The following is a 20337-nucleotide window of genomic DNA, read 5'->3' as shown; positions in this document are numbered from 1 at the left end:
CGACGGTGCTCAGGCCCCGGTGCCGCCGCCGCCCGGAACGCCCGAAGCGGCGGAGATGATCTCGTCGATGAGGCCGTACTCCTTGGCCTCCGCCGCCGTGTACCAGCGGTCGCGGTCACCGTCGCGGATGATCGCCTCGACGGTCTGGCCGGAGTGGCGGGCGGTGATCTCAGCCATGCGCTTCTTCGTACGGAGGAGCTGCTCGGCCTGGATCTTGATGTCGGAGGCGGTGCCGCCGAGGCCGGCGGAGCCCTGGTGCATGAGGATGTCGGTGTGCGGCAGCGCGAAGCGCTTGCCCGCCGTGCCACCGGTCAGCAGGAACTGGCCCATCGAGGCGGCGAGACCCATACCGATGGTCACCACGTCGTTCGGGATGTACTGCATGGTGTCGTAGACGGCCATGCCTGCCGTCACGGACCCACCGGGGCTGTTGATGTAAAGGAAGATGTCCTTCTCGGGCTCGGCCGCGAGGAGGAGGAGCTGCGCCGTGATCTTGTTCGCGATGTCGTCGTCGACCTGCTGGCCGAGGAAGATGATCCGCTCTCCGAGCAGCCGGCTGTAGACCTGGTCGCCGAGGCCACCACCGAGGGACGGCTCACCGGCGGCGTAAGGCATCAGATTCGTCACGTATACACCTGCTCGTCTCTGACGGCTTTGGCCGTCTCAGCGTCTTCGTACCGGGGACGGGAGACTCCCCAGCCCTCGTATTCATGGACCCTAACGCGCTGGTCGGCGGGCGCCATCCCGGTTCCGTGGCTGTTCGCTGGGAGCGCAAGGTAGTTGAAGGGCGCGCGGCTCCGTACGGCTCCGTGCGGGCCGCGCCCCGACGGGAAGGGCCCCGGGGTCGCGTGGTGCGTCCGGGGCCCTTCCTGGCGTTCAGAGCGGTGTACGGAGCGGTCTCGGCACCGCCCGGTCCGTCGGAGCCGACGGCGTGTCCGGCGTCGCGGCCCGGCGCGGGCGCGGGACGGCCGGTCCGAGGAGACCCGGTCCGACGGGAGCCGGTCCTGGCGGGACGGCTCAGGCCTCGGTCTTGCCGTCCTTGCTCTCGGCGGTCTCGGCGGCCTCGGCCTTGGTCTCGGTGTCGCCCTGCTCCTCGGCGGCGGCCTCGGTCGTCGCGGCACCCTCGGCGGCGTCGGTCTCGTCGGCCGCCTCGTCATCGTCGTCGTTCAGGTCGACCAGCTCACCGTTGGTGTCGGTCACCTTGGCGGACTCGACCACCACGGCGAGCGCCTTGCCGCGCGCGACCTCGCCCACGAGCATCGGCACCTGGCCGCCCTCGACGACCGCCTTGGCGAACTCGTCGGGGGACATCCCGGAGGACTGTGCGCGCCGCATGAGGTGCTCGGTCAGCTCCTCCTGGTTGACGTTCAGCTTCTCCTTGTTGACCAGCTCGTCCAGGATGAACTGGGTCCTGATGCCCTTCTCGGCCTGCTCCTTGGTCTCGGCCTCGAACTCCTCCTCGGTCTTGCCCTGGATCTCCAGGTACTTCGCGAGGTCGAGTCCCATCTGGCCGAGCTGGTGGTGCTCCAGGTTGTGCTTACGGGTGTTGATCTCGTCCGCGAGCAGCTTCTCGGGGATCGGCACCTCGGCGAGCTTCAGCAGCTCCTCCAGGACCCGCTCCTGGGCCTGGGTGGCCTGGTCGTACTGGCGGTTGTTCTCCAGGCGCTTGCGGCTGTCCGCGCGCAGCTCCTCCAGCGTGTCGAACTCGCTGGCCATCTGCGCGAAGTCGTCGTCCAGCTCGGGCAGCTCACGCGCGGCGACCTGGGTCACCTTGACGGAGACCTGGGCCTCCTTGCCCTCGGCGGTGCCGCCCTTCAGCTCGGAGGTGAAGGTGGCCTCACCGCCGGCCTCCAGACCGGTGACGGCCTCGTCGATGCCGTCGAGCAGCTCGCCGGAGCCGATGGTGTACTGCACGCCGTCGGCGACACCGTCGGGCAGGATCTCGCCGTCGACCTTGGCCTCCAGGTCGATCGTCACGACATCGCCCTCGGCGGCGGCGCGCTCGACCGGGTTGGTGGAGGCGAAGCGGTCGCGGAGGGCCTCGACGGCCTTGTCCACGTCCTCCTCGGTGACCTCGACGGCGTCGACGGTGACCTCGATGCCGGAGTAGTCCGGGATCTCGATGACCGGGCGGACGTCCACCTCGGCGGTGAAGGCGAGCAGCTCGCCGTCCTTCAGCTCGGTGATGTCGACGTCGGGCTGGCCGAGGACATTCAGCTCACCCTCGTTGACCGCGTCGGTGTAGAACTTCGGGAGGGCGTCGTTGACGGCCTCCTCCAGCACAGCACCACGCCCGAACCGCTGGTCGATGATCCGGGCCGGGATCTTGCCCTTGCGGAAGCCCTTCACCGTGACCTGCTGGTTGATCTTCTTGTACGCCGCGTCGAGGCTGTCCTTGAGCTCCTCGAAGGGCACCTCGACAGTGAGCCGAACCCGAGTCGGGTTCAGGGTCTCCACGGCGCTCTTCACGGTTCGGTCTCCTTGGTGGCTGATTCTGGGGTTCTGCTGTGTCCGCCGCTCTCCGGCGGCCCAGCGGATCGGCCCGGCTCATCAGAGACTCTTCAGACACACGGGCACGCAGCTTGCATAGTAACCGCAAGCGGGAAGGCCCCCACAATGCGATCCGGTGCCGCGGTCCTGCGTGAATGGTCGGGGTGGCCGGATTCGAACCGACGACCTTCCGCTCCCAAAGCGGACGCGCTACCAAGCTGCGCCACACCCCGTCGGTGCGACACGTAGGGTACATGCCCGGGGGCGCCACGTCGGCCTCTTCGCCAGGTGTGCGGCGAACAGTCAGGACCCGCTACGATGTTGTCCGTGCCGCGAGCCCCAGGGTCCACGGCACACGCTGCGCGGGCGTAGCTCAATGGTAGAGCCCTAGTCTTCCAAACTAGCTACGCGGGTTCGATTCCCGTCGCCCGCTCCACCACCTCCGGCCCGACCGTGTGCGTATGCCACCGGTCGGGCCGGTGGCGTTCACGGACCTGTACACCTGCCCCGCGGTCGCGTGCGATCACTTCCACCGCGCGCCGCGCGCCGGTCGCGCGGGGGGCGCGGGCGCTAGAAGCTGATCTGGTTGATGGTGTCGGCTATCGAGTTGAGGAACCGGTTCACCGACGGCGCGATGTTCGTGGACGCGAGGAAGAACCCGAAGAGGATCGCCACGACGGCCGGGCCCCCCTTGAGGGAACCACCGCGGATCAACACCACCATGATGATCGCCAAGAGAAGCACCACAGACAGCGAAATGGCCACAACTGATCACACCCTCGGTCGGTCCGCCTAGCCTGCCGCGCGGGAGCCGCGCGGCACCTCACACCCGCTGGACCATGGTGCCATCAACCGCCGTACGGGTGTGGCCGGGTGACGCTTCCTCACCGTCGGGATCACGCCATTCACGCGCCCGGCGCGCCGCGCCCGTACCACCCCGTCCGTCACCCTGAGGGCCAGCTCAGAGCTTCCCTCCGGACAAATCACCCCATGGCCCGCAGTGGCCGACACGCCGATGCCGACCCGGCCATCGCCCGTCAACCCGCGCCCTCCGGCGCCAAAGGTTGCTCAGTAAATCGTTTGGTAAACTAATTACTGACGAGTTCTTGACGCTTCCTTGACTCGATGACGGAGGAACGATCCCATCGGACACGCAGAGACGCTCATAGCCATGGGCGGCGCCTTCCTCGCCGCCGCCGTACTCGCCCGGCTGGGCAGCCGTATCGAGCTGCCCACGATCCCCCTGTTCATCCTGGCCGGGATCCTCCTCGGCCCCCACACCCCCGGAATCGTGCTGGTCTCCGACCCGCACGACCTGGAGATGCTCTCCGCCCTGGGTCTGGTCCTGCTCCTCTTCTACCTGGGCCTCGAATTCCATCTGGACGACCTCAAGGCGGGCGGCCGGAAGATGGCCCTCGCCGGCGGCACCTATCTGGTCCTGAACGTCGGTGCCGGACTCGCCTTCGGCTTCGCGCTCGGCTGGGGCACCAGCGAGGCGCTGGTGCTGGCCGGTGTGCTCGGCATCTCCTCGTCCGCCATCGTCACCAAGGTCCTGGTCGACCTCGGCCGTATCGGCAACCCCGAGACCAAGCCGATCCTCGGCATCATCGTGGTCGAGGACATCTTCCTGGCCCTCTACCTCGCGGCGCTGCAACCGATCCTGTCGGGCGCCGACAGCCTCGCGGCAGCGGTGGTCGACGGCGGAAAGGCCTTCGGCTTCCTGCTGGCCCTCGCGGCCGCGGCGCGCTACGGCACCCGGCTGGTGGGCCGGTTCATCGCCACCAAGGACGACGAGCTGCTCGTCATCTCCTTCCTCGGCATCGCGGTCTTCGTGGCGGGCGTCTCCGAGTGGTTCGGGGTCGCGGACGCCATCGGCGCGTTCATGGTCGGCCTGATGCTCGGCGGTACGACCTCGGGCGACCGGATACGCAAACTCGTCCACCCCCTGCGCGACGCCTTCGGCGCGATCTTCTTCTTCGCCTTCGGTCTGTCGATCAACCCGGGTGACCTGCCGACCGTGCTCTGGCCGGTGCTCGCCGCCGTCGCCGTGACCCTGGTCATGAACGTCCTGGCGGGCCTCTCGGCCGCCAAGGTCTTCGGCTTCGGAGCGGGCCCGGCGGCGAACATCTCGACCACGCTGCTCGCACGCGGCGAGTTCGCGCTGATCCTCGCCACCATGGCGGCCGGAGCGAGCCTCGACGCGCGGCTCGCTCCGTTCATCGCGGGGTACGTGCTGATCCTGGCCGTACTCGGCCCCCTGGCCGCCGGCCGCTCGCACTGGCTGGCCCGCATCCTGCCGGGCGGCGGCCGGGGCGACGACGAGGGCGGCGGGAGGGACGACGGACCCGCCCGCCTGAAGGAGGCGTCAGCGACGAGCTGACTCCGGCGTCTCCACCTTCGCCACGCACTCGAACCAGACCGTCTTCCCGCCACTCGCCAGCGGCGTCACGCCCCACCGGTCGCTCACGGCCTCGACCAGCAGCAACCCCCGCCCGCCCTCGGCGAGTTCATCGTCCGGCGCCCCGGCGGTCCCCCCGGCGGCCTCCCCGGCCGAGGTCGGCTGCTTCACACGGGGCACGCCGGGCGCCCTGTCCGTCACCTCGACGCGCAGAGCGCCCGGCCGCCACACGAACAGCACGGCGCACCCCCGCCCCGGCACATGCCGGACCACGTTCGCGAGCAGTTCGGTGAGCGCCAACTCGGCCGCGTCACACAGCTCTTCGAGGTTCCAGGCACAGAGATACGTGCGCACGATGCGACGCAAATGACGGGCCGAGTGCTCACCGACAGTAAAACTCATGCCATAGCACGTGGGTGGGTACTCGGCGCTCGTCTGCACGCTAACTCCTGGTCGGCGGGGATGGATTGTGGAATTCACCCCGCAAGACTGCGATGGCGCAACTACTCTCGGCTACGGAACGATCGGAACGCTCCGTGACGTTGGAGGCTGTCGAGACGGCGCGCAAGGTACCGACCACGCCATTTTCGGAGGCGGTCGACGCGGCGCTGGAGACGGTGGGGACGTGAGGGACATCCACACGGCTGTTGCCTCCTGGCGCTGAAGAGCCAACTTCCACCGTGGTTACGGCAGGGCATGGAGGCCGTCGCCGGCGTCGCCGCCGTCGCCGCCGTACGCGACGCGAAGACCCCTCGGGCCCTGCCCTTCGCCTTCGCCGTCGCCCCCTCCTGTTCGTCACCGCCGCGGGAGTCTTCCCACAGGTGGTCGGGGCTGTCGGGGTGGGCCGGGTGGTTTCGTCTCGGGTGGGGGCCGCCCCTCAAGGTCTGAGTTTCGCGACTCCGGGCCGGGCGTCAAGGGCGCTCCTTCGTCGCGTCGGCAAGCCGATGACCTCCGGTCACCCTTGACCCCCGCCCCTCCGTCGCAACTGCGGCTTCGTGGGAGGGGCGGCCCGGGGGAAGGGGTCCCCGGGGGAGATCCGTAGACGGCGGAGGGCCTCTGCCGCCTGCGGACCCGCGGGCCCTGCGGGGCACGCGGCAGTGGAATGGAGCGGTGACGGCACCGGATCGGCGCCGGACCGTCCGCTGTCTGTCGAGGTTCAGGACCGTGTCCGAGATCTGTGACCACGTGACTCCCCGAGTTCCGGGCGGTCGTTCCGCCCCGCCCAAGCCCGGTGAGACGTCTCTCGCGTCAGTAGGACGCAAGAGACGTCCGGAGGGCGTCGTTCGACGCGATCCACGGGCAGGCCCCGGAGGGTGGCGCGCCAATGCCGCCGATGTCCCTTTTGCGTGTGGGGTTGAGGGCTCGGCGGGGTGGTCATGTGTCAGGAGTCCGGTTCAGCGGATCTCCGAACACAGGCCGGCCTTCCGCAGGCCCACACACGCCCCGTCAGACACACCCGCCCCACCGCCCACTCAGCACAGACACCAGCTTGTGCCTCCACCGACAGACGACGGGCAGACGCTGAGCAGAGCCCGGAAGCCCCATTCCACTGCCGCGTGCCCCGCAGGGCCCATGGGTCCGCAGGCCGGGAGACGACCGGACAGCTACGGATCTCCCCCGGGGACCCCTTCCCCCGGGCCGCCCCTCCCGCAAAGCCGCAGTTGCGACGGAGGGGCGGGGGTCAAGGGTGACCGGAGGTCATCGGCTTGCCGACGCGACGAAGGAGCGCCCTTGACGCCCGGCCCGGAGTCGCGAAACTCAGACCTTGAGGGGCGGCCCCCACCCGAGACGAAACCACCCGGCCCACCCCGGCCCCCCTCCCCCAACTGACAGTCGCAGCGCCTCCGCGCCAAGCCGTCAGAGGCCCAGGTCACTCAGGCTCGGGTGATCGTCGGGGCGGCGGCCCAGCGGCCAGTGGTATTTGCGTTCCGACTCCTCGATGGGGAGGTCGTTGATGCACGCGAGCCGTCGGCGCATGAGGCCGTCGTCGTCGAACTCCCAGTTCTCGTTGCCGTAGGAGCGGAACCAGTTCCCGGAGTCGTCGTGGCACTCGTAGGCGAACCGGACCGCGATGTGGTTGCCGTCGAACGACCACAGCTCCTTGATGAGCCGGTACTCCAGTTCCCGCTGCCACTTGCGCGTCAGGAACGAGACGATGTCCTGCCGTCCCTCGATGAACTCCACACGGTTGCGCCAGTGCGAGTTCGTCGAGTAGGCGAGGGAGACCTGCTCGGGATCGCGGGTGTTCCAGGCGTCCTCGGCGCCTCGGACCTTCTGGATGGCGCTCTCGCGGGTGAACGGCGGGACCGGGGGTTTAGCAGCCATGTCGCCTCCTGAATCGTGCCCGCCGACGCGCGACGAGGCTCCCCCGCTCGCACAGGGGCGCGGTGATTGCCGGACTCGGAGGCATGCTATATCCGGCTTGACCGATTTTAGGGCTTTTGCTGGGCGGCCGGTCCCGCTAGGGCTTGGTGATGGATCCCGGCTCTTCCACGCCACCGGAACCGGCGGAGCCCTCGGCGGTCTCGGGATCGTCAGCGCCGTCAGCGCCCTCGGGGTCGGCGTGCTCCTCGAAGCGGGCGTCCAGGACCGCGTCCAGTGCCGCCGTCCACTCCTTGACCCGCTGCCGGGAGGACGCGATGACATCACCGTCGTACCAACGGCGGCTGCTGACATAGACCCTGATGGTGAACCAGCGGCTGAACCGCGTGGTCACGATCTCCACCGCGCCGATCTCGTCCCAGCGGAACCGGGCCTCCTCGCCGTCCAGCCGCAGGATGATCCCGCCCTGGTCGGCGATGATCGCGCCGCGGTGGTCGGCGGCCTCGAAGACCGGGCCGTCGTCCGGTACGGCGGGCCACTCCTCCACGGCGTCGGCCGGCACGCTCGGCACGGAGGCGTCGGCGGGCGGCTCCTCGGCCGCCGCGGCCGCCTGCTTCGGGACGCCCTCCTCCGCCTCCGGCAGAGGCTCTGAAGAGGACGACGACATCAGCCCGGGGATGAACGCCGGATCGTTTCCGACGGCGTGCACGGGCGGGGTGAACGGACCTGTGCGCTGCTCCACGGCCGAAGTATGACGGATAAACCTGTGCGTCAACCAGCGCCCCCCGGGGCGAGCGCCTCCCTGTCATCCGTGTGTCCCCTGACGGGTCGTCCGAGAGGAAATGTGCCTGATGTGGTGGAGTGGGCAACTATGGCGAAGAGCGAGCGGCAGCCCGGGAAAGCCGATGTGGACCGGTCCGAGGGATTCGGTGAGCGGCTCCTCGGCGTGTTGCTGGACCGGGCCCATCAGATGGCGCCCCAGCTCATCGCCCCGCTCATCGCGGAAGAGGTGACCAGTGTCGGCGGCCGTGACATCTCGATCCTCCTCCAGGACTACGAACAACTGGTCCTGGTGCCCCTGCCGGGAAGGGGGCTGACCGTCGGGGAGCCCGAGTCGGTGAACGACTCGCCCGCCGGAGCGGCCTTCCTGCGCGGGGTCACGATCGAGGTACGGCAGAGCGACGGCGTACGGATGTATCTGCCGCTGCTGGACGGCAGCGACCAGGTCGGGGTGATGGCCCTGACCCTGGACTCCGTCGATGACGACGACCGACGGCTGCTGCGACGGCTCGCGGGTCTGGTGGCGGACATGATCGTCACCAAGGACACCTACACCGACCGGTTCTTCCAGGCCCGGCGCCGCGCGCCGATGGGCGTGGCCGCGGAGATCCAGTGGTCGCTGCTGCCTCCGCTGACGATGTCCTGCCCGCAGGCCGAGGTGGCCGGGATCCTGGAGCCCGCGTACGAGGTGGCGGGCGACAGCTTCGACTACGCGCTCAACGACGACACGCTGCATGTGGCCATGATCGACGCGATGGGACACGGTCTGGACGCCGCCACGATGGCGACGGTCGCCATCGGCGCCTACCGGCACGCCAGGCGCTCCGACATCGGCCTCGCCGGGATGTACGCGTTCATGGACAAGGCCATCGCGGAACAGTTCGGCCCCGACCACTTCGTCACCGCGCAGATGATGTCCCTGGACATCTCGACGGGCCATCTTCAGTGGGTCAACGCGGGCCACCCGGCCCCGCTGCTGATCCGCGGCCACAGGGTGATCCAGCAACTGGAGAGCCCGACGACCCTGCCGGTCGGCTTCGGCGGCGCCGATCCCCTGGTGACCGAGCAGCAACTGGAACGCGGTGACCGGGTGTTGTGCTTCACCGACGGTCTCATCGAGGAGCACGAGGCCGGCGCGGAGCCGTTCGGCGAGAGGCAGCTCATCGACTGTGTCAACCGCATCGAGCGCACCGGGGAAGGGGTACGCGCGGTCGTCCGTGCCATCTCCCACGCGCTGAAGAGGGAACGGGGCGGTCGCACCAGCGACGACGCGACGCTCTTCCTCATCGAGTGGCGCGGCGGCACCGCGGACCACCTGGCCACCATCGCGTGAACGTCCGGGCGGCGGCTCCGAGGTCACTGTGGCCTCGTGGAACGCCCAGGACGACCCGGAACACCCCGGCCCACCGGGCCCCGTTCCCAGCGGCGCTGGACCGCGCCCAGGGCGCCCAGGAGGCCTCCTGGTAAATCCGGCCACCCGTGGGGGCGGACTCCTTGCGTCAGGCCTCGCGGCAGATCAGGAGCAGCGCGCGGTCGTCGTTCACATCCTTCGCCACCGCCTCGATCAGGTGCCACGCGGCGCCCTGGAAACCCGGTGCCACATAGCGGTCGGCCTCGCCCGTCAGCCGGTCGATGCCCTCGCCGAGATCGCGGCCCGGGGCCTCCACCAGACCGTCCGTGAAGAGCATCAGCACATCGCCCGGCCGCAGCGAGCCCTTGGCCGAGTCGAACTGCGCCCCGTCGTAGACCCCGAGCAGCGGTCCCTCGCCCGACTTCTCCTCCCACCGGCCGCTGCCCGCGTGGAGCTGGAGTGCGGGCAGATGGCCGGCGGAGAGCAGTTCGTAGTCGCCCGAGTCGAGGTCGAGGACGAGATGGATGGAGGTGGCGAAGCCCTCGTCCCAGTCCTGGCGCAGCAGATAGCCGTTGGCGGCGGGAAGGAATCCGTGCGGCGGGAGCGAGCCGAGCAGTCCGCCGAAGGCGCCGGAGAGCAGCAGCGCGCGGGAGCCCGCGTCCATGCCCTTGCCGGAGACATCGGTGAGGACGACTTCGAGGGTGCGCCCGCCGTTCGTACGGGCCGCCACGACGAAGTCGCCGGAGAAGGACTGGCCGCCCGCCGGGCGCAGCGCCATCTCGCGGTGCCACCCCTTGGGCAGTCGGGGCAGGGCGCTCTGCACCCGGATGCGTTCGCGCAGGTCGAAGAGCATGGTGCCGCCGCGCCGCCAGGGCACGCCGACCCGCGCTCTGAACTGGGCGATCAGCAGTCCGAACAGACCGCAGGCGGCCACCACCAGGACCGTGCCGGGGGTGACCCGCGCGGGCCCGCCCGGGTACGGGCCGAGGACCATCGACTCGACGATCAGCGCGGCCGCCGCCGCGGCGTACAGGCTGAGCAGGCTGGAGGGCCGCAGAAGCAGCCCGCCGGCCACGATCGGCAGGACGAGCGCGGAGGGCGAGCACCAGACGGGGACGGCGATCGTGGTGAGCGCGATGGCCGGAATCGTCAGCAGCAGACCGGCGAGGGCGATCCAGTCGGAGCCGTCCCCGCGGAAGTAGTCGACGCCGGATTTGCGCACGCCGTTGCGGGCCCGGTGCAGCTTCCTGCGCAACCGGGCCGAATGCGACTCCGCTCGCGCGACACCGGCCATCGTGTGGACCCTATCGATCCGCTCGTGGGCCGTGCAGGGGGACCCCATGACATTGCGTTCGAAATCGGGTCGCTTCGTCGACATCCCCCTGGTACTGATGGCATATGACTACTGATCTCCGGGTACTGAGGCCGACCGAGTGGGACCGCTGGTACGGGGCGCTGGAAGTCGCCTTCGGCGGTGTCGTGGAGACGCCGGAGAAGCGCGCGCTGATGGAGTCGCTGACCGAGTGCGAGCGCTCGATCGGGGTGTGGGACGGGGACCAATGCGTCGGCACGGCCGGGGCGTTCAGCTTCCGGCTCGCGGTGCCCGGTGGCGCGCTGGTACCCACGGCCGGGATCACGATGGTGAGCGTCGCGGCGACCCACCGCCGGCGCGGGACGCTCACCTCGATGATGCGCCGCCAGCTCGACGACGTACGGACGTGGGGAGAATCACTCGCCGTGTTGACGGCGTCCGAGCCGGCGATCTACGGGCGGTACGGATATGGCGCCGCGACGCGGGAGCTGAGGGCGGAGATCGACACGGCGCGGGTGCGGATCTCGGTGCCCGAGGGGGCGGAGAAGGTACGGCTGCGCCGGGTGAAGCCGCACGATCCGGCCGTACGGAAGGCCTGCGAGGCGGTGTACGCGGCGGAGGTCGCCGTCCGCCCGGGGATGCTCGCGCGCCGGCCGGGCTGGGAGCGGCTGCCGGTGGTCGACGGTGAGAAGGCGACCGGTGGGGCGTCGCCGCTCCAGTGCGTCCTGGCGGAGCGGGACGGTGAGGTGGTGGGATTCACACTCTTCAGGAACCTCCCCGAATGGGACGCGTCGGGTCCGAAGGGGACGATCGAGCTCCAGGATCTGTACGCGATGGACCCGGTGACCTACGCGTCGCTCTGGCGCTTCCTCGCCGAGATCGACCTGACCTCGACGCTCAGCGTCCGCAACCGGCCGGTGGACGACCCGCTTCAGCACCTCGTCTCCGACGTGCGCCGCTGCCGTCTGACCCTGCGGGACTCGCTGTATGTACGGCTGGTGGAGGTGGGGGCCGCGCTGGAGGCCCGTGCGTACCGCACCCCCGTCGATGTGGTGCTGGAGGTGGAGGACGCCTTCTGTCCCTGGAACGAGGGCCGTTGGCGGCTGACCGGCGATGCCAAGGGCGCGTCCTGCAAGCGCACCGCCGAGGAACCCGATCTCGTCCTCTCGGCCACCGAACTCGGGGCGGCCTATCTGGGCGGGATCTCCCTGACCTCCCTGGCCCTGGCGGGCCGGGTCCGCGAAGCCCGTCCCGGCACCCTGGCGGAGGCCTCCACGGCCTTCGGGTCGGACCCCCTGCCCTGGCTCCCCCACGGCTTCTGAACCGGACAGGACCTTTGACGCCCGCGCGTCCGAGGGCAGGGTCCAGGCCCTGCTAACGCCGCTGGCAGGTGGGGCACCAGAAGAGATTGCGGGCGGCCAGGGGGGCCGTGCGGATCTCGGTGGCGCAGAGATGACAGGGCTGCCGGGCACGGCGGTAGACGTAGACCTCCCCGCCGTGGTCGTCCACGCGCGGGGGGCGGTTCATCGCCTCGGGGGTGTGTTCGGGGCGGACGGTGTCGATGCGGTTGTGGCGTACGCCCTCGCGCATCAGCGCCACCAGATCCGTCCAGACCGCGTCCCACTCGCTGCGGGTGAGGTCCTTGCCCGCGCGGTACGGGTCGATGCCGTGGCGGAAGAGGACCTCCGCGCGGTAGACGTTGCCGACGCCCGCGATCACCTTCTGGTCCATCAGCAGGGCGGCGACGGTCGTACGGGAGCGGGAGACACGGGCCCAGGCCTTCTCCCCGTCGTCGGCCGGGCGCAGCGGGTCGGGGCCGAGGCGGTCGTGTATCGCCTGCTTCTCGGGGGCGGTGATCAGGGCGCAGGTGGTGGGGCCGCGCAGATCCATGTACGCCGTGCCGGAGGCGATCCGGAGCCGGACGGTGTCCGTGGGCGGCGGGGCGGGCGCGTCGCCGAAGCCGACCTTGCCGAAGAGCCCGAGATGGATGTGGACCCAGCCGGTGTCCTCGCCGAAGCCGAGGAAGAGGTGTTTGCCGTGGGCGTCCACGTCCTCCAGGACCCGGCCGTCGAGCAGGGCCGCGCTGTCGGAGAACTTCCCCTGCGGGCTGGTGACCCGTACCGCGCCGCCACCGAAGCGGTCGAGATGGTCCTCGGCGAGGCGGTGGATCGTATGCCCCTCGGGCACGGTTTCTCCTGCTTGTCGGTCGGGCGCTTGTACGGGTGCTTGTACAGCTTGTCGGTACGGGTCTGACGGGTGCGCGGATCGGCGTGGGGGGCCCGCCGGGCACGGGGGCCGGGGCTTCGGCGCGGCCCGGGGCATGGCTGTGCCGCCGGAATCCGCCCGGCGGCACGCGGTCCGTTCAGTCCTGGCGCGGGTGGTGGGCCGGGATCGGGGGCAGTTCGTGCGTCGCCTCGTACTCCGTGAGCATCTCGATCCGGCGGGCGTGCCGCTCCGCGCCCGAGTACGGCGTCTTGAGGAACACCTCGACGAACGAGACGGCTTCGTCGCGGCTGTGCATACGGCCGCCGACGGAGATCACGTTCGCGTTGTTGTGCTCGCGCCCGAGGGCCGCCGTCTGCTCGCTCCAGGCGAGCACCGCCCGTACGCCCTTGACCTTGTTCGCGGCGATCTGCTCGCCGTTGCCGGAACCGCCGATGACGATGCCGAGGCTGTCCGGGTCCGCGGCCGTGCGCTCGGCGGCGCGCAGGCAGAACGGCGGGTAGTCGTCCTCGGCGTCATAGATGTGCGGACCGCAGTCGACGGGCTCATGACCGTGTGCGGTGAGCCATTCGACGAGGTGGTTCTTGAGTTCGAAGCCGGCATGGTCGGAACCGAGATACACGCGCATGGTCCGAGTGTGGCACGCGGGACGGTGGGTAGCGGTCAGCGGGGTCGTGGCCGTGGCACGGTGCCACGGCCTCCGGAGAAACGATCCGCGTCGACGGCTTGCATAAGGATTGATGAATGACCTCACTGCCATCCCCCATAAAGGCAGACGGAGACCCCGGCGAGCCTGGGAATCCTCACTCCCCCTCCTCCAGCGGTTCCGCCGGCCCCGGCGACGGGGACGGCCTCCGGGCCGGACTCAAGAACCGCCATCTGTCCATGATCGCGATCGGCGGGGTGATCGGCGCCGGGCTCTTCGTCGGCTCCGGAGCCGGGATCGCCGCCGCGGGACCCGCCATCCTGCTGTCCTACGCGCTGGTCGGCCTGATGGTCGTCCTCGTGATGCGGATGCTCGGCGAGATGGCCGCGGCGCAGCCGACGTCCGGCTCCTTCTCGGCGTACGCGGACCGCGCGCTGGGCCACTGGGCGGGGTTCTCGATCGGCTGGCTCTACTGGTTCTTCTGGGTCGTGGTGCTCGCCGTGGAGGCGACCGCGGGCGCGCAGATCCTGGAGGGCTGGATCCCGGCCGTACCGCAGTGGGCCTGGGCCCTGATCGTGATGGTGGTGCTGACGGCCACGAACCTCGCCTCCGTGGCGTCGTACGGGGAGTTCGAGTTCTGGTTCGCCGGGATCAAGGTGGTGGCGATCGGCGCGTTCGTCGTCATCGGTCTGCTGGCGGTGTTCGGGCTGCTGCCCGGCTCCGACAACCCCGGCGCGGGTTTCGCCCATCTCACGGACACCGGCGGCTTCCTGCCCGAGGGGCCAGGCGCGATCCTGACCGGTGTGCTGATGGTCGTCTTCTCGTTCATGGGCAGCGAGATCGTCACGCTCGCCGCCGGGGAGTCCGCCGATCCGCAGCGGGCCGTCTCCAAGGCGACCAACAGTGTGATCTGGCGGATCGCCGTCTTCTATCTGGGCTCGATCTTCGTCGTGCTGACGCTGCTTCCCTGGAACGATCCGTCGATCGTCAAGGACGGCTCGTATGTCGCGGCCCTGAACTCGATCGGCATCCCGCACGCCGGGCAGGTCATGAACGTGATCGTGCTGACGGCCGTGCTGTCCTGTCTCAACTCCGGTCTGTACACCGCGTCCCGGATGGCGTTCTCGCTCGGCCGGCGCGGTGACGCGCCCCGGGCCTTCGCGCGGACGAGCGCGCGGGGTGTGCCGAGGGCGGCGATCCTGTCGTCCGTCCTGTTCGGCTTCGTCGCCGTCTTCTTCAACTACCGCTGGCCGGACACGGTCTTCGCGTTCCTGCTCAACTCGTCGGGCGCGGTGGCGCTGTTCGTCTGGCTGGTCATCTGCTGCACCCAGCTCAGGATGCGCGGGATCATCCTGCGCGAGTCGCCCGGGAAACTGGTCGTACGGATGTGGCTCTTCCCGTATCTGACCTGGGCGACGATCGCGATGATCTTGTTCGTGCTCGTCTATATGCTCACGGACGACGACGCGCGCGAGCAGGTGCTGCTGTCGCTGCTGGTGGCGGCGGTCGTGGTGGGGATCGCGCTGGTACGGGAGTCACGCGGGCGGCGGACACCGGCGGCCGCCGGAGCGGGTATCGGCGCCGGGAGTGCCGAGGCGGGTGCCGGTACCGGAGCCGGGAGGGCCGGAGCCGGAACGGACGCCGGCCCCGGCGTCGGACACGACCGCGTCGGCCCGGACGGCGTCAGCCGCGACGGCCGATGAGCTTCCAGACGGCGGGCAGCGCGCCCATCGCCAGCGCCGCCTTCAGCGCGTCACCGAGCAGGAAGGGCACCAGACCCGCCGAGATCGCGGCACCGGGTGACATCCCGGCGTAAACGGCCAGGTAGGGGACGCCGACCGCGTAGATGATCACGGAGCCCACCACCATCGTCCCCGCCGTGCGGAGCACGGAACGGTCGCCGCCACGGCGGGCCAGCGCGCCCACCACCGTGGCGGCGAGCAGCATGCCGAGGACATAGCCGAAGGAGGCACCGCCGGGGCCGGAGGAGCCGGCCGAGAACCACGGCATGCCGGCCGAGCCGACCAGCGCGTAGACCGCGAGCGAGAGAAAGCCCCGGCGCGCGCCGAGAGACGTGCCGACGAGCAGCGCGGCGAAGGTCTGCCCGGTGACGGGGACCGGGGAGCCGGGGACCGGTACGGATATCTGCGCCGCGAGGCCGGTGAGCACGGCGCCCCCGAGGACCAGGGCGATGTCCCGGGCGCGGGTGGCGGGAAGCAGATCGGCGAGGACCGCTCCGGTACGGGGGGCTGCGGCAGCAGTGGTCATGGGGACTCCGCGGTCGAGGATGGTCGGGACAGCCCGACGGTAACCCACCGGTTCGTGCCATTTCTCCGTCGACCGTCCACAAAGCGAAGGTCAGGGGCTTGTCGGGGCGGCACATCGTGCCACCCCGCACAGGTGACACGGCCGGCGCACGGTGGCACCACCCGCACCACCCCTCCGCCCTCTTGCTGCTAGCGTGCACTTGCATAAGACTTGCAATAAGAGGTCGGAGGGCTCGGACACATGGCCACGTACACGCTTCCTGAACTCCCGTACGACTACGCGGCGCTCGAACCGGTCATCAACCCGCAGATCATCGAGCTGCACCACGACAAGCACCACGCCGCCTACGTCAAGGGCGCCAACGACACGCTCGACCAGCTCGCGGAGGCACGCGACAAGGAGTCCTGGGGTGCGATCAACGGACTGGAGAAGAGCCTCGCGTTCCATCTCTCCGGCCACATCCTGCACTCCATCTACTGGCACAACATGAGCGGTGACGGCGGCGGCGAGCCGCTCGCCGAGGACGGGGTCGGTGAGCTGGCGGACGCGCTCACCGAGTCCTTCGGCTCCTTCGCGGGCTTCAAGTCCCAGCTCACCAAGGCCGCGGCGACGACGCAGGGCTCCGGGTGGGGGGTGCTCGCGTACGAGCCGCTCAGCGGACGGCTGATCGTCGAGCAGGTCTACGACCACCAGGGCAACGTGGGCCAGGGTTCGGTGCCGGTCCTGGTCTTCGACGCCTGGGAGCACGCCTTCTACCTCCAGTACAAGAACCAGAAGGTGGACTTCATCGAGGCGATGTGGCGGGTCGTCAACTGGCAGGACGTGGCGAAGCGCTACACCGCCGCCAAGGAGCGCGCGAACAATCTGCTGCTCGCCCCCTGAGGCCCGGCGGGCCGCCGTCGCCCGGCCACGGCCCGCCGAGCCCGTCCGGGGCCGCTGACGTCCTGCTCGTGATCGTCTTCTCACCCTTCACGCGCGGGCCGGAAAGAGGGAGGACCCCCGCGAGGACATGACTCGCGGGGGTCCTTCCGTGTGGGGTCCGTGCCGGGGCTCAGTCGAAGATCGGGCCCTGGGTACGCGTCCGCTTGATCTCGTAGAAGCCGGGGATCGACGCCACCATCAGCGTGCCGTCCCAGAGCTTCGCGGCCTCCTCGCCCTTGGGGGCCGGGGTGACGACCGGGCCGAAGAAGGCGATCTGCCCGCCGTCCGCGCCGGGGACGGCGATGACCGGGGTGCCGACCTCCTGGCCGACCTTGTCGATGCCCTCCTTGTGGGAGGCGCGCAGCTCCGTGTCAAAGGTGTCGGTGTCGGCGTAGTCGAGCAGATCCGCGGGCAGGCCGACCTCGTCCAGCGCACCGGCGATGGCCTCGCGGGTGGCGCCCTCGCCACGGTTGTGGAAACGGGTGCCGAGCGCGGTGTACAGCTTGCCGACGACCTCGTCGCCGTGCTTCTGCTGGGCGGCGATCACCACACGGACCGGGGCCCAGGCCTTGGCGAGGCCCTCGCGGTACTCCTCCGGCACATCCTTGTCCTCGTTGAGGACGGCCAGGCTCATCACATGCCAGCGCACCTCGATGTCACGGACCTTCTCCACTTCGAGGACCCAGCGCGAGGTCATCCAGGCCCAGGGGCACAGCGGGTCGAACCAGAAATCGACGGGGGTCTTGTCGGACATGACTCTCCTCAATAAAGGCGGTGAACACCTCGGACACACCTCCTTGCGCAAACGTCCCGGACGGCCGGGGGCATTCCCTGATGCCGCCCGCCAGGGGCACATGGGAGGATCGGTCGGATTTCGACGTGCCATGAGACAAGCCGTGAGGCGAGCCCCGAAGGAGTGACCGTGCCCGGTGAGAACCTGTCCCGCGACGAGGCCCGTGAGCGGGCCGGCCTGCTGTCCGTAGACGGGTACGAGGTCCGCCTCGACCTGCGCTCGGCGGTGGACGGGACGCCGGACGGTCCGGGGGGTGCCGCGCCGGACGCGTCCGGCGCCCCGGAGGTGCCCGCCGCCCCCGGGACTCCCGCCGCGCCGCGGACCTTCCGCTCGGTGACGACGATCCGGTTCCGCTGTGCGCGGCCGGGCGCCTCGACCTTCGCCGATCTGGTCGCGCCGGGCGTGACCGCGGTGACGCTCAACGGGACGGAGCTGGACCCGGCCGCCGTCTTCGACGGGTCGCGGATCACCCTGGACGGCCTCCTGGCCGAGAACGTACTGACCGTGGACGCGCGCTGCGCGTACAGCCGCACCGGTGAGGGCCTGCACCGCTTCGTCGACCCCGAGGACGGCGAGGTCTACCTCTACACGCAGTACGAGCCGGCCGACGCGCGCCGCGTCTTCGCCAACTTCGAGCAGCCCGACCTCAAGGCCCCGTACCGCTTCGAGGTGACCGCGCCCGAGGGCTGGACGGTCTGGAGCAACGGCGAGGGCACGCTGACCGACGGTGTGTGGCACTTCGCGGAGACGAAGCCGATCTCCACCTACATCACGGCCGTCGTCGCCGGTCCGTACCACTATGTGACCGACTCCTACCGCCGTACGTTCGAGGACGGCACGGTCCTGGAGATCCCGCTCGGCGCGATGTGCCGCAAGGGGCTCGCCCGGCACTTCGACGCGGACGACATCTTCCTCATCACCAAGCAGGGCCTGGACTTCTTCCACGACCACTTCGACTACCCGTACCCCTTCGGCAAGTACGACCAGGCGTTCGTGCCCGAGTACAACCTCGGCGCGATGGAGAACCCGGGCCTGGTGACCTTCCGCGAGGAGTACATCTTCCGCGGCTATGTGACACGGGCGTCGTACGAGCGCAGGGCGACCACGATCCTGCACGAGATGGCGCACATGTGGTTCGGCGATCTGGTCACCATGCGGTGGTGGGACGACCTCTGGCTGAAGGAGTCCTTCGCCGACTTCATGGGCTCGTTCTCACTGGTCGGGGCGACCCGTTTCAGCAACGGCTGGATCACCTTCGCCAACAACCGCAAGGCGTGGGCGTACCGCGCCGACCAGCTCCCCTCCACCCACCCCGTCACGGCCGACATCCGTGACCTGGAGGACGCCAAGCTCAACTTCGACGGCATCACCTACGCCAAGGGCGCCTCGGTGCTCAAGCAGCTCGTGGCGTACGTCGGCCAGGACGCGTTCCTGGAGGGCGCCCGGCGCTACTTCAAGCGGAACGAGTACGGCAACACCCGGCTGGGGGACCTGCTCTCCGTGCTGGAGGAGACGTCCGGGCGCGACATGGCGGGCTGGGCCCGCTCCTGGCTCCAGACGGCCGGGGTCAACTCCCTCACGCCGCAGGCCATCTACCGCGCCGACGGGCGGATCACCGAGCTGGCCGTGGTGCAGGACGCGCCGGAGTCGCACCCCGAGCTGCGCCCGCACCGGGTGGCGGTGGGGCTGTACCGGCGCACGCCGGAGGGCGATCTCGTACGGTACGCGCGCGCCGAGACGGATTTGGCCGGGCCGCGTACGGTCGTCACCGAGCTGGCCGGGGCCGAACACCCCGATCTGATCCTCGTCAACGACGACGACCTGACGTACTGCAAGATCCGGTTCGACGCCGAGTCGCTGGACACCCTGCGCGCGCATCTGGGCGATCTCACCGATCCGCTCGCCCGTGCCCTGTGCTGGTCGGCGGCGTGGAACCTCACCCGCGACGCGCTCATGCCGGCCCGGGACTTCATCGCCCTGGTGCGGGACCACGCGGGCCGGGAGACGGACATCGGCGTGCTCCAGATGGTGCACGCCTGGGCACGGTCCGCGCTCACCCAGTACGCGGCGCCCCAGTGGCGTGAGGAGGGCAGGCGGCTGCTGGCCGGGAACGCGCTGCGGGAGCTGCGCGCGGCCGAGCCGGCCAGTGAGCACCAGCTCACCTGGGCGCGGTTCTTCGCCGCCGTGGCGGCCGCGGACGAGGACCTCCAGCTTCTGCGCGGACTGCTGGACGGCACGGCGAAGATCGACGGTCTCGGGGTCGACCAGGAGCTGCGCTGGGCCTTCCTGGAGCCGCTGGCGGCGCACGGGGCGGCGGACGAGTCGGCCATTGACGCGGAACTGGCCCTGGACGACACGGCGTCGGGCAGGCGCCACCAGGTGCGCTGTCTGGCGGCGCGGCCCTCGGCGGCGGTCAAGGCGCAGGCGTGGGCCCAGGTCGTCGAGTCGGACGCGCTGTCGAACGCGCTGGTGGAAGCGGTGATCGCCGGTTTCGCCCAGCCGGGCCAGCGGGAGCTGACCGCCCCGTACGCGGCGACGTACTTCGAGGTCATCGAGCGGGTCTGGGCGGAGCGTTCGATCCAGATCGCCATGCATGTGGTGCGGGGGCTGTACCCGGGGCTCCAGGGCGACCGGACGACCCTGGACGCCACGGAGGCCTGGCTCGACGCGCACCGGGACGCGGCGCCCGCGCTGCGCAGGCTGGTGCTGGAGGCGGGCGACGATCTGGCGCGGGCGCTGCGGGGACAGGAGTGCGACACGGCGGCAGCGCGTGCGACGACCGGCCTCCTGTGAGGGCCTCTGATTCGTATGAGGAGTCCCTCCTGATCGGCAG

Annotated in this window: 17 protein-coding genes and 2 tRNA genes; 7 read left to right on the top strand and 12 right to left on the bottom strand. The window is 70.1% G+C overall.

Translation table 11 applies throughout. The features are described 5' to 3' along the window. Nucleotides 1-9: 9 nt before the first annotated feature. The 3 genes from ACFYYH_RS07250 to ACFYYH_RS07240 all read right to left on the bottom strand — a co-directional run bounded on the left by ACFYYH_RS07250 (nucleotide 10) and on the right by ACFYYH_RS07240 (nucleotide 2723). Nucleotides 10-615, bottom strand: coding sequence for an ATP-dependent Clp protease proteolytic subunit (locus tag ACFYYH_RS07250; protein ID WP_388547277.1), 606 nt, complete (start codon nucleotides 613-615; stop codon nucleotides 10-12). 402 nt (nucleotides 616-1017) lie between these two features. Next, nucleotides 1018-2469, bottom strand: coding sequence for a trigger factor (tig, locus tag ACFYYH_RS07245; protein WP_388547049.1), 1452 nt, complete (start codon nucleotides 2467-2469; stop codon nucleotides 1018-1020). 177 nt (nucleotides 2470-2646) lie between these two features. Then, nucleotides 2647-2723 (bottom strand) — tRNA-Pro (locus tag ACFYYH_RS07240). A gap of 129 nt (nucleotides 2724-2852) precedes the next feature. Between ACFYYH_RS07240 and ACFYYH_RS07235 the strand changes: the two genes are divergently transcribed. Continuing rightward, a tRNA-Gly gene (locus ACFYYH_RS07235) sits at nucleotides 2853-2926 on the top strand. Between the two features lie 134 nt (nucleotides 2927-3060). Here ACFYYH_RS07235 and ACFYYH_RS07230 read toward each other — a convergent pair. Further along, the gene (locus ACFYYH_RS07230) at nucleotides 3061-3255 is read right to left on the bottom strand and encodes a hypothetical protein (RefSeq protein ID WP_388547046.1); all 195 of its coding nucleotides are present in this window, start codon (nucleotides 3253-3255) and stop codon (nucleotides 3061-3063) included. A 406-nt stretch (nucleotides 3256-3661) separates the two neighbouring features. Between ACFYYH_RS07230 and ACFYYH_RS07225 the strand changes: the two genes are divergently transcribed. Next, nucleotides 3662-4870 (top strand): cation:proton antiporter, encoded by a 1209-nt coding sequence (locus ACFYYH_RS07225; protein WP_388547043.1) that lies wholly within the window; start codon nucleotides 3662-3664, stop codon nucleotides 4868-4870. Here the strand turns inward: ACFYYH_RS07225 and ACFYYH_RS07220 are convergent. From ACFYYH_RS07220 to ACFYYH_RS07210, 3 genes are all read right to left on the bottom strand, one after another. Then, nucleotides 4856-5290 carry an ATP-binding protein gene (locus tag ACFYYH_RS07220; RefSeq protein ID WP_388547040.1) on the bottom strand — a complete coding sequence of 145 codons (435 nt, stop codon included), beginning with the start codon at nucleotides 5288-5290 and terminating at the stop codon, nucleotides 4856-4858. The genes ACFYYH_RS07225 and ACFYYH_RS07220 overlap by 15 nt on opposite strands. Nucleotides 5291-6745: 1455 nt before the next feature. Beyond that, a complete protein-coding gene (locus tag ACFYYH_RS07215) occupies nucleotides 6746-7213 on the bottom strand; it encodes a DUF1348 family protein (RefSeq protein WP_388547037.1) in 468 nt (155 codons plus the stop codon). A gap of 136 nt (nucleotides 7214-7349) precedes the next feature. Continuing rightward, nucleotides 7350-7952, bottom strand: coding sequence for a hypothetical protein (locus tag ACFYYH_RS07210; RefSeq protein WP_388547034.1), 603 nt, complete (start codon nucleotides 7950-7952; stop codon nucleotides 7350-7352). A 129-nt stretch (nucleotides 7953-8081) separates the two neighbouring features. On the opposite strand from ACFYYH_RS07210, the gene ACFYYH_RS07205 reads away from it, so the two are divergent. After that, nucleotides 8082-9323, top strand: coding sequence for a PP2C family protein-serine/threonine phosphatase (locus ACFYYH_RS07205; RefSeq protein ID WP_388547032.1), 1242 nt, complete (start codon nucleotides 8082-8084; stop codon nucleotides 9321-9323). Between the two features lie 166 nt (nucleotides 9324-9489). On the opposite strand, the gene ACFYYH_RS07200 is transcribed toward ACFYYH_RS07205, so the two are convergent. Continuing rightward, nucleotides 9490-10635 (bottom strand): PP2C family protein-serine/threonine phosphatase, encoded by a 1146-nt coding sequence (locus tag ACFYYH_RS07200; protein WP_388547275.1) that lies wholly within the window; start codon nucleotides 10633-10635, stop codon nucleotides 9490-9492. A gap of 104 nt (nucleotides 10636-10739) precedes the next feature. Here ACFYYH_RS07200 and ACFYYH_RS07195 point away from each other — a divergent pair, with 104 nt between their 5' ends. Then, a complete protein-coding gene (locus tag ACFYYH_RS07195; protein WP_388547030.1) occupies nucleotides 10740-11975 on the top strand; it encodes a GNAT family N-acetyltransferase in 1236 nt (411 codons plus the stop codon). A gap of 52 nt (nucleotides 11976-12027) precedes the next feature. On the opposite strand, the gene ACFYYH_RS07190 is transcribed toward ACFYYH_RS07195, so the two are convergent. Then, nucleotides 12028-12840 carry an Fpg/Nei family DNA glycosylase gene (locus ACFYYH_RS07190; RefSeq protein ID WP_388547028.1) on the bottom strand — a complete coding sequence of 271 codons (813 nt, stop codon included), beginning with the start codon at nucleotides 12838-12840 and terminating at the stop codon, nucleotides 12028-12030. A gap of 175 nt (nucleotides 12841-13015) precedes the next feature. Beyond that, nucleotides 13016-13504: a ribose-5-phosphate isomerase gene (locus ACFYYH_RS07185; protein ID WP_388547026.1), complete on the bottom strand. Its 489-nt coding sequence runs from the start codon at nucleotides 13502-13504 to the stop codon at nucleotides 13016-13018. A gap of 116 nt (nucleotides 13505-13620) precedes the next feature. On the opposite strand from ACFYYH_RS07185, the gene ACFYYH_RS07180 reads away from it, so the two are divergent. Continuing rightward, nucleotides 13621-15225, top strand: coding sequence for an amino acid permease (locus ACFYYH_RS07180; protein ID WP_388547023.1), 1605 nt, complete (start codon nucleotides 13621-13623; stop codon nucleotides 15223-15225). Here the strand turns inward: ACFYYH_RS07180 and ACFYYH_RS07175 are convergent. Further along, nucleotides 15206-15790, bottom strand: coding sequence for a biotin transporter BioY (locus ACFYYH_RS07175; RefSeq protein ID WP_388547020.1), 585 nt, complete (start codon nucleotides 15788-15790; stop codon nucleotides 15206-15208). The genes ACFYYH_RS07180 and ACFYYH_RS07175 overlap by 20 nt on opposite strands. Nucleotides 15791-16030: 240 nt before the next feature. Here ACFYYH_RS07175 and ACFYYH_RS07170 point away from each other — a divergent pair, with 240 nt between their 5' ends. Then, nucleotides 16031-16672 carry a superoxide dismutase gene (locus ACFYYH_RS07170; protein WP_388547018.1) on the top strand — a complete coding sequence of 214 codons (642 nt, stop codon included), beginning with the start codon at nucleotides 16031-16033 and terminating at the stop codon, nucleotides 16670-16672. A gap of 169 nt (nucleotides 16673-16841) precedes the next feature. On the opposite strand, the gene ACFYYH_RS07165 is transcribed toward ACFYYH_RS07170, so the two are convergent. After that, complete coding sequence (locus ACFYYH_RS07165) at nucleotides 16842-17465, bottom strand: DsbA family protein (RefSeq protein WP_388547015.1); 624 nt, start codon at nucleotides 17463-17465, stop codon at nucleotides 16842-16844. Between the two features lie 168 nt (nucleotides 17466-17633). Between ACFYYH_RS07165 and pepN the strand changes: the two genes are divergently transcribed. After that, entirely contained in the window at nucleotides 17634-20297 is a 2664-nt protein-coding gene (pepN, locus tag ACFYYH_RS07160) for an aminopeptidase N (protein ID WP_388547013.1), read from the top strand. The last annotated feature ends 40 nt before the right edge of the window (nucleotides 20298-20337 follow it).

It is taken from the genome of Streptomyces sp. NPDC002018 (assembly GCF_042890865.1).
GTDB lineage: Bacteria > Actinomycetota > Actinomycetes > Streptomycetales > Streptomycetaceae > Streptomyces.
This window is presented reverse-complemented; position numbering and strand designations above follow the sequence as displayed.

What these genes read in the sequence shown, in the direction of transcription:
- ACFYYH_RS07250 (WP_388547277.1), bottom strand. Translation starts at nt 615, where the DNA reads ATGCCTTACGCCGCCGGTGAGCCGTCCCTCGGTGGTGGCCTCGGCGAC.
- ACFYYH_RS07225 (WP_388547043.1), top strand. Translation starts at nt 3,662, where the DNA reads ATGGGCGGCGCCTTCCTCGCCGCCGCCGTACTCGCCCGGCTGGGCAGC.
- ACFYYH_RS07220 (WP_388547040.1), bottom strand. Translation starts at nt 5,290, where the DNA reads ATGAGTTTTACTGTCGGTGAGCACTCGGCCCGTCATTTGCGTCGCATC.
- ACFYYH_RS07215 (WP_388547037.1), bottom strand. Translation starts at nt 7,213, where the DNA reads ATGGCTGCTAAACCCCCGGTCCCGCCGTTCACCCGCGAGAGCGCCATC.
- ACFYYH_RS07205 (WP_388547032.1), top strand. Translation starts at nt 8,082, where the DNA reads ATGGCGAAGAGCGAGCGGCAGCCCGGGAAAGCCGATGTGGACCGGTCC.
- ACFYYH_RS07200 (WP_388547275.1), bottom strand. Translation starts at nt 10,635, where the DNA reads ATGGCCGGTGTCGCGCGAGCGGAGTCGCATTCGGCCCGGTTGCGCAGG.
- ACFYYH_RS07195 (WP_388547030.1), top strand. Translation starts at nt 10,740, where the DNA reads ATGACTACTGATCTCCGGGTACTGAGGCCGACCGAGTGGGACCGCTGG.
- ACFYYH_RS07185 (WP_388547026.1), bottom strand. Translation starts at nt 13,504, where the DNA reads ATGCGCGTGTATCTCGGTTCCGACCATGCCGGCTTCGAACTCAAGAAC.
- ACFYYH_RS07180 (WP_388547023.1), top strand. Translation starts at nt 13,621, where the DNA reads ATGACCTCACTGCCATCCCCCATAAAGGCAGACGGAGACCCCGGCGAG.
- ACFYYH_RS07175 (WP_388547020.1), bottom strand. Translation starts at nt 15,790, where the DNA reads ATGACCACTGCTGCCGCAGCCCCCCGTACCGGAGCGGTCCTCGCCGAT.
- ACFYYH_RS07170 (WP_388547018.1), top strand. Translation starts at nt 16,031, where the DNA reads ATGGCCACGTACACGCTTCCTGAACTCCCGTACGACTACGCGGCGCTC.
- ACFYYH_RS07165 (WP_388547015.1), bottom strand. Translation starts at nt 17,465, where the DNA reads ATGTCCGACAAGACCCCCGTCGATTTCTGGTTCGACCCGCTGTGCCCC.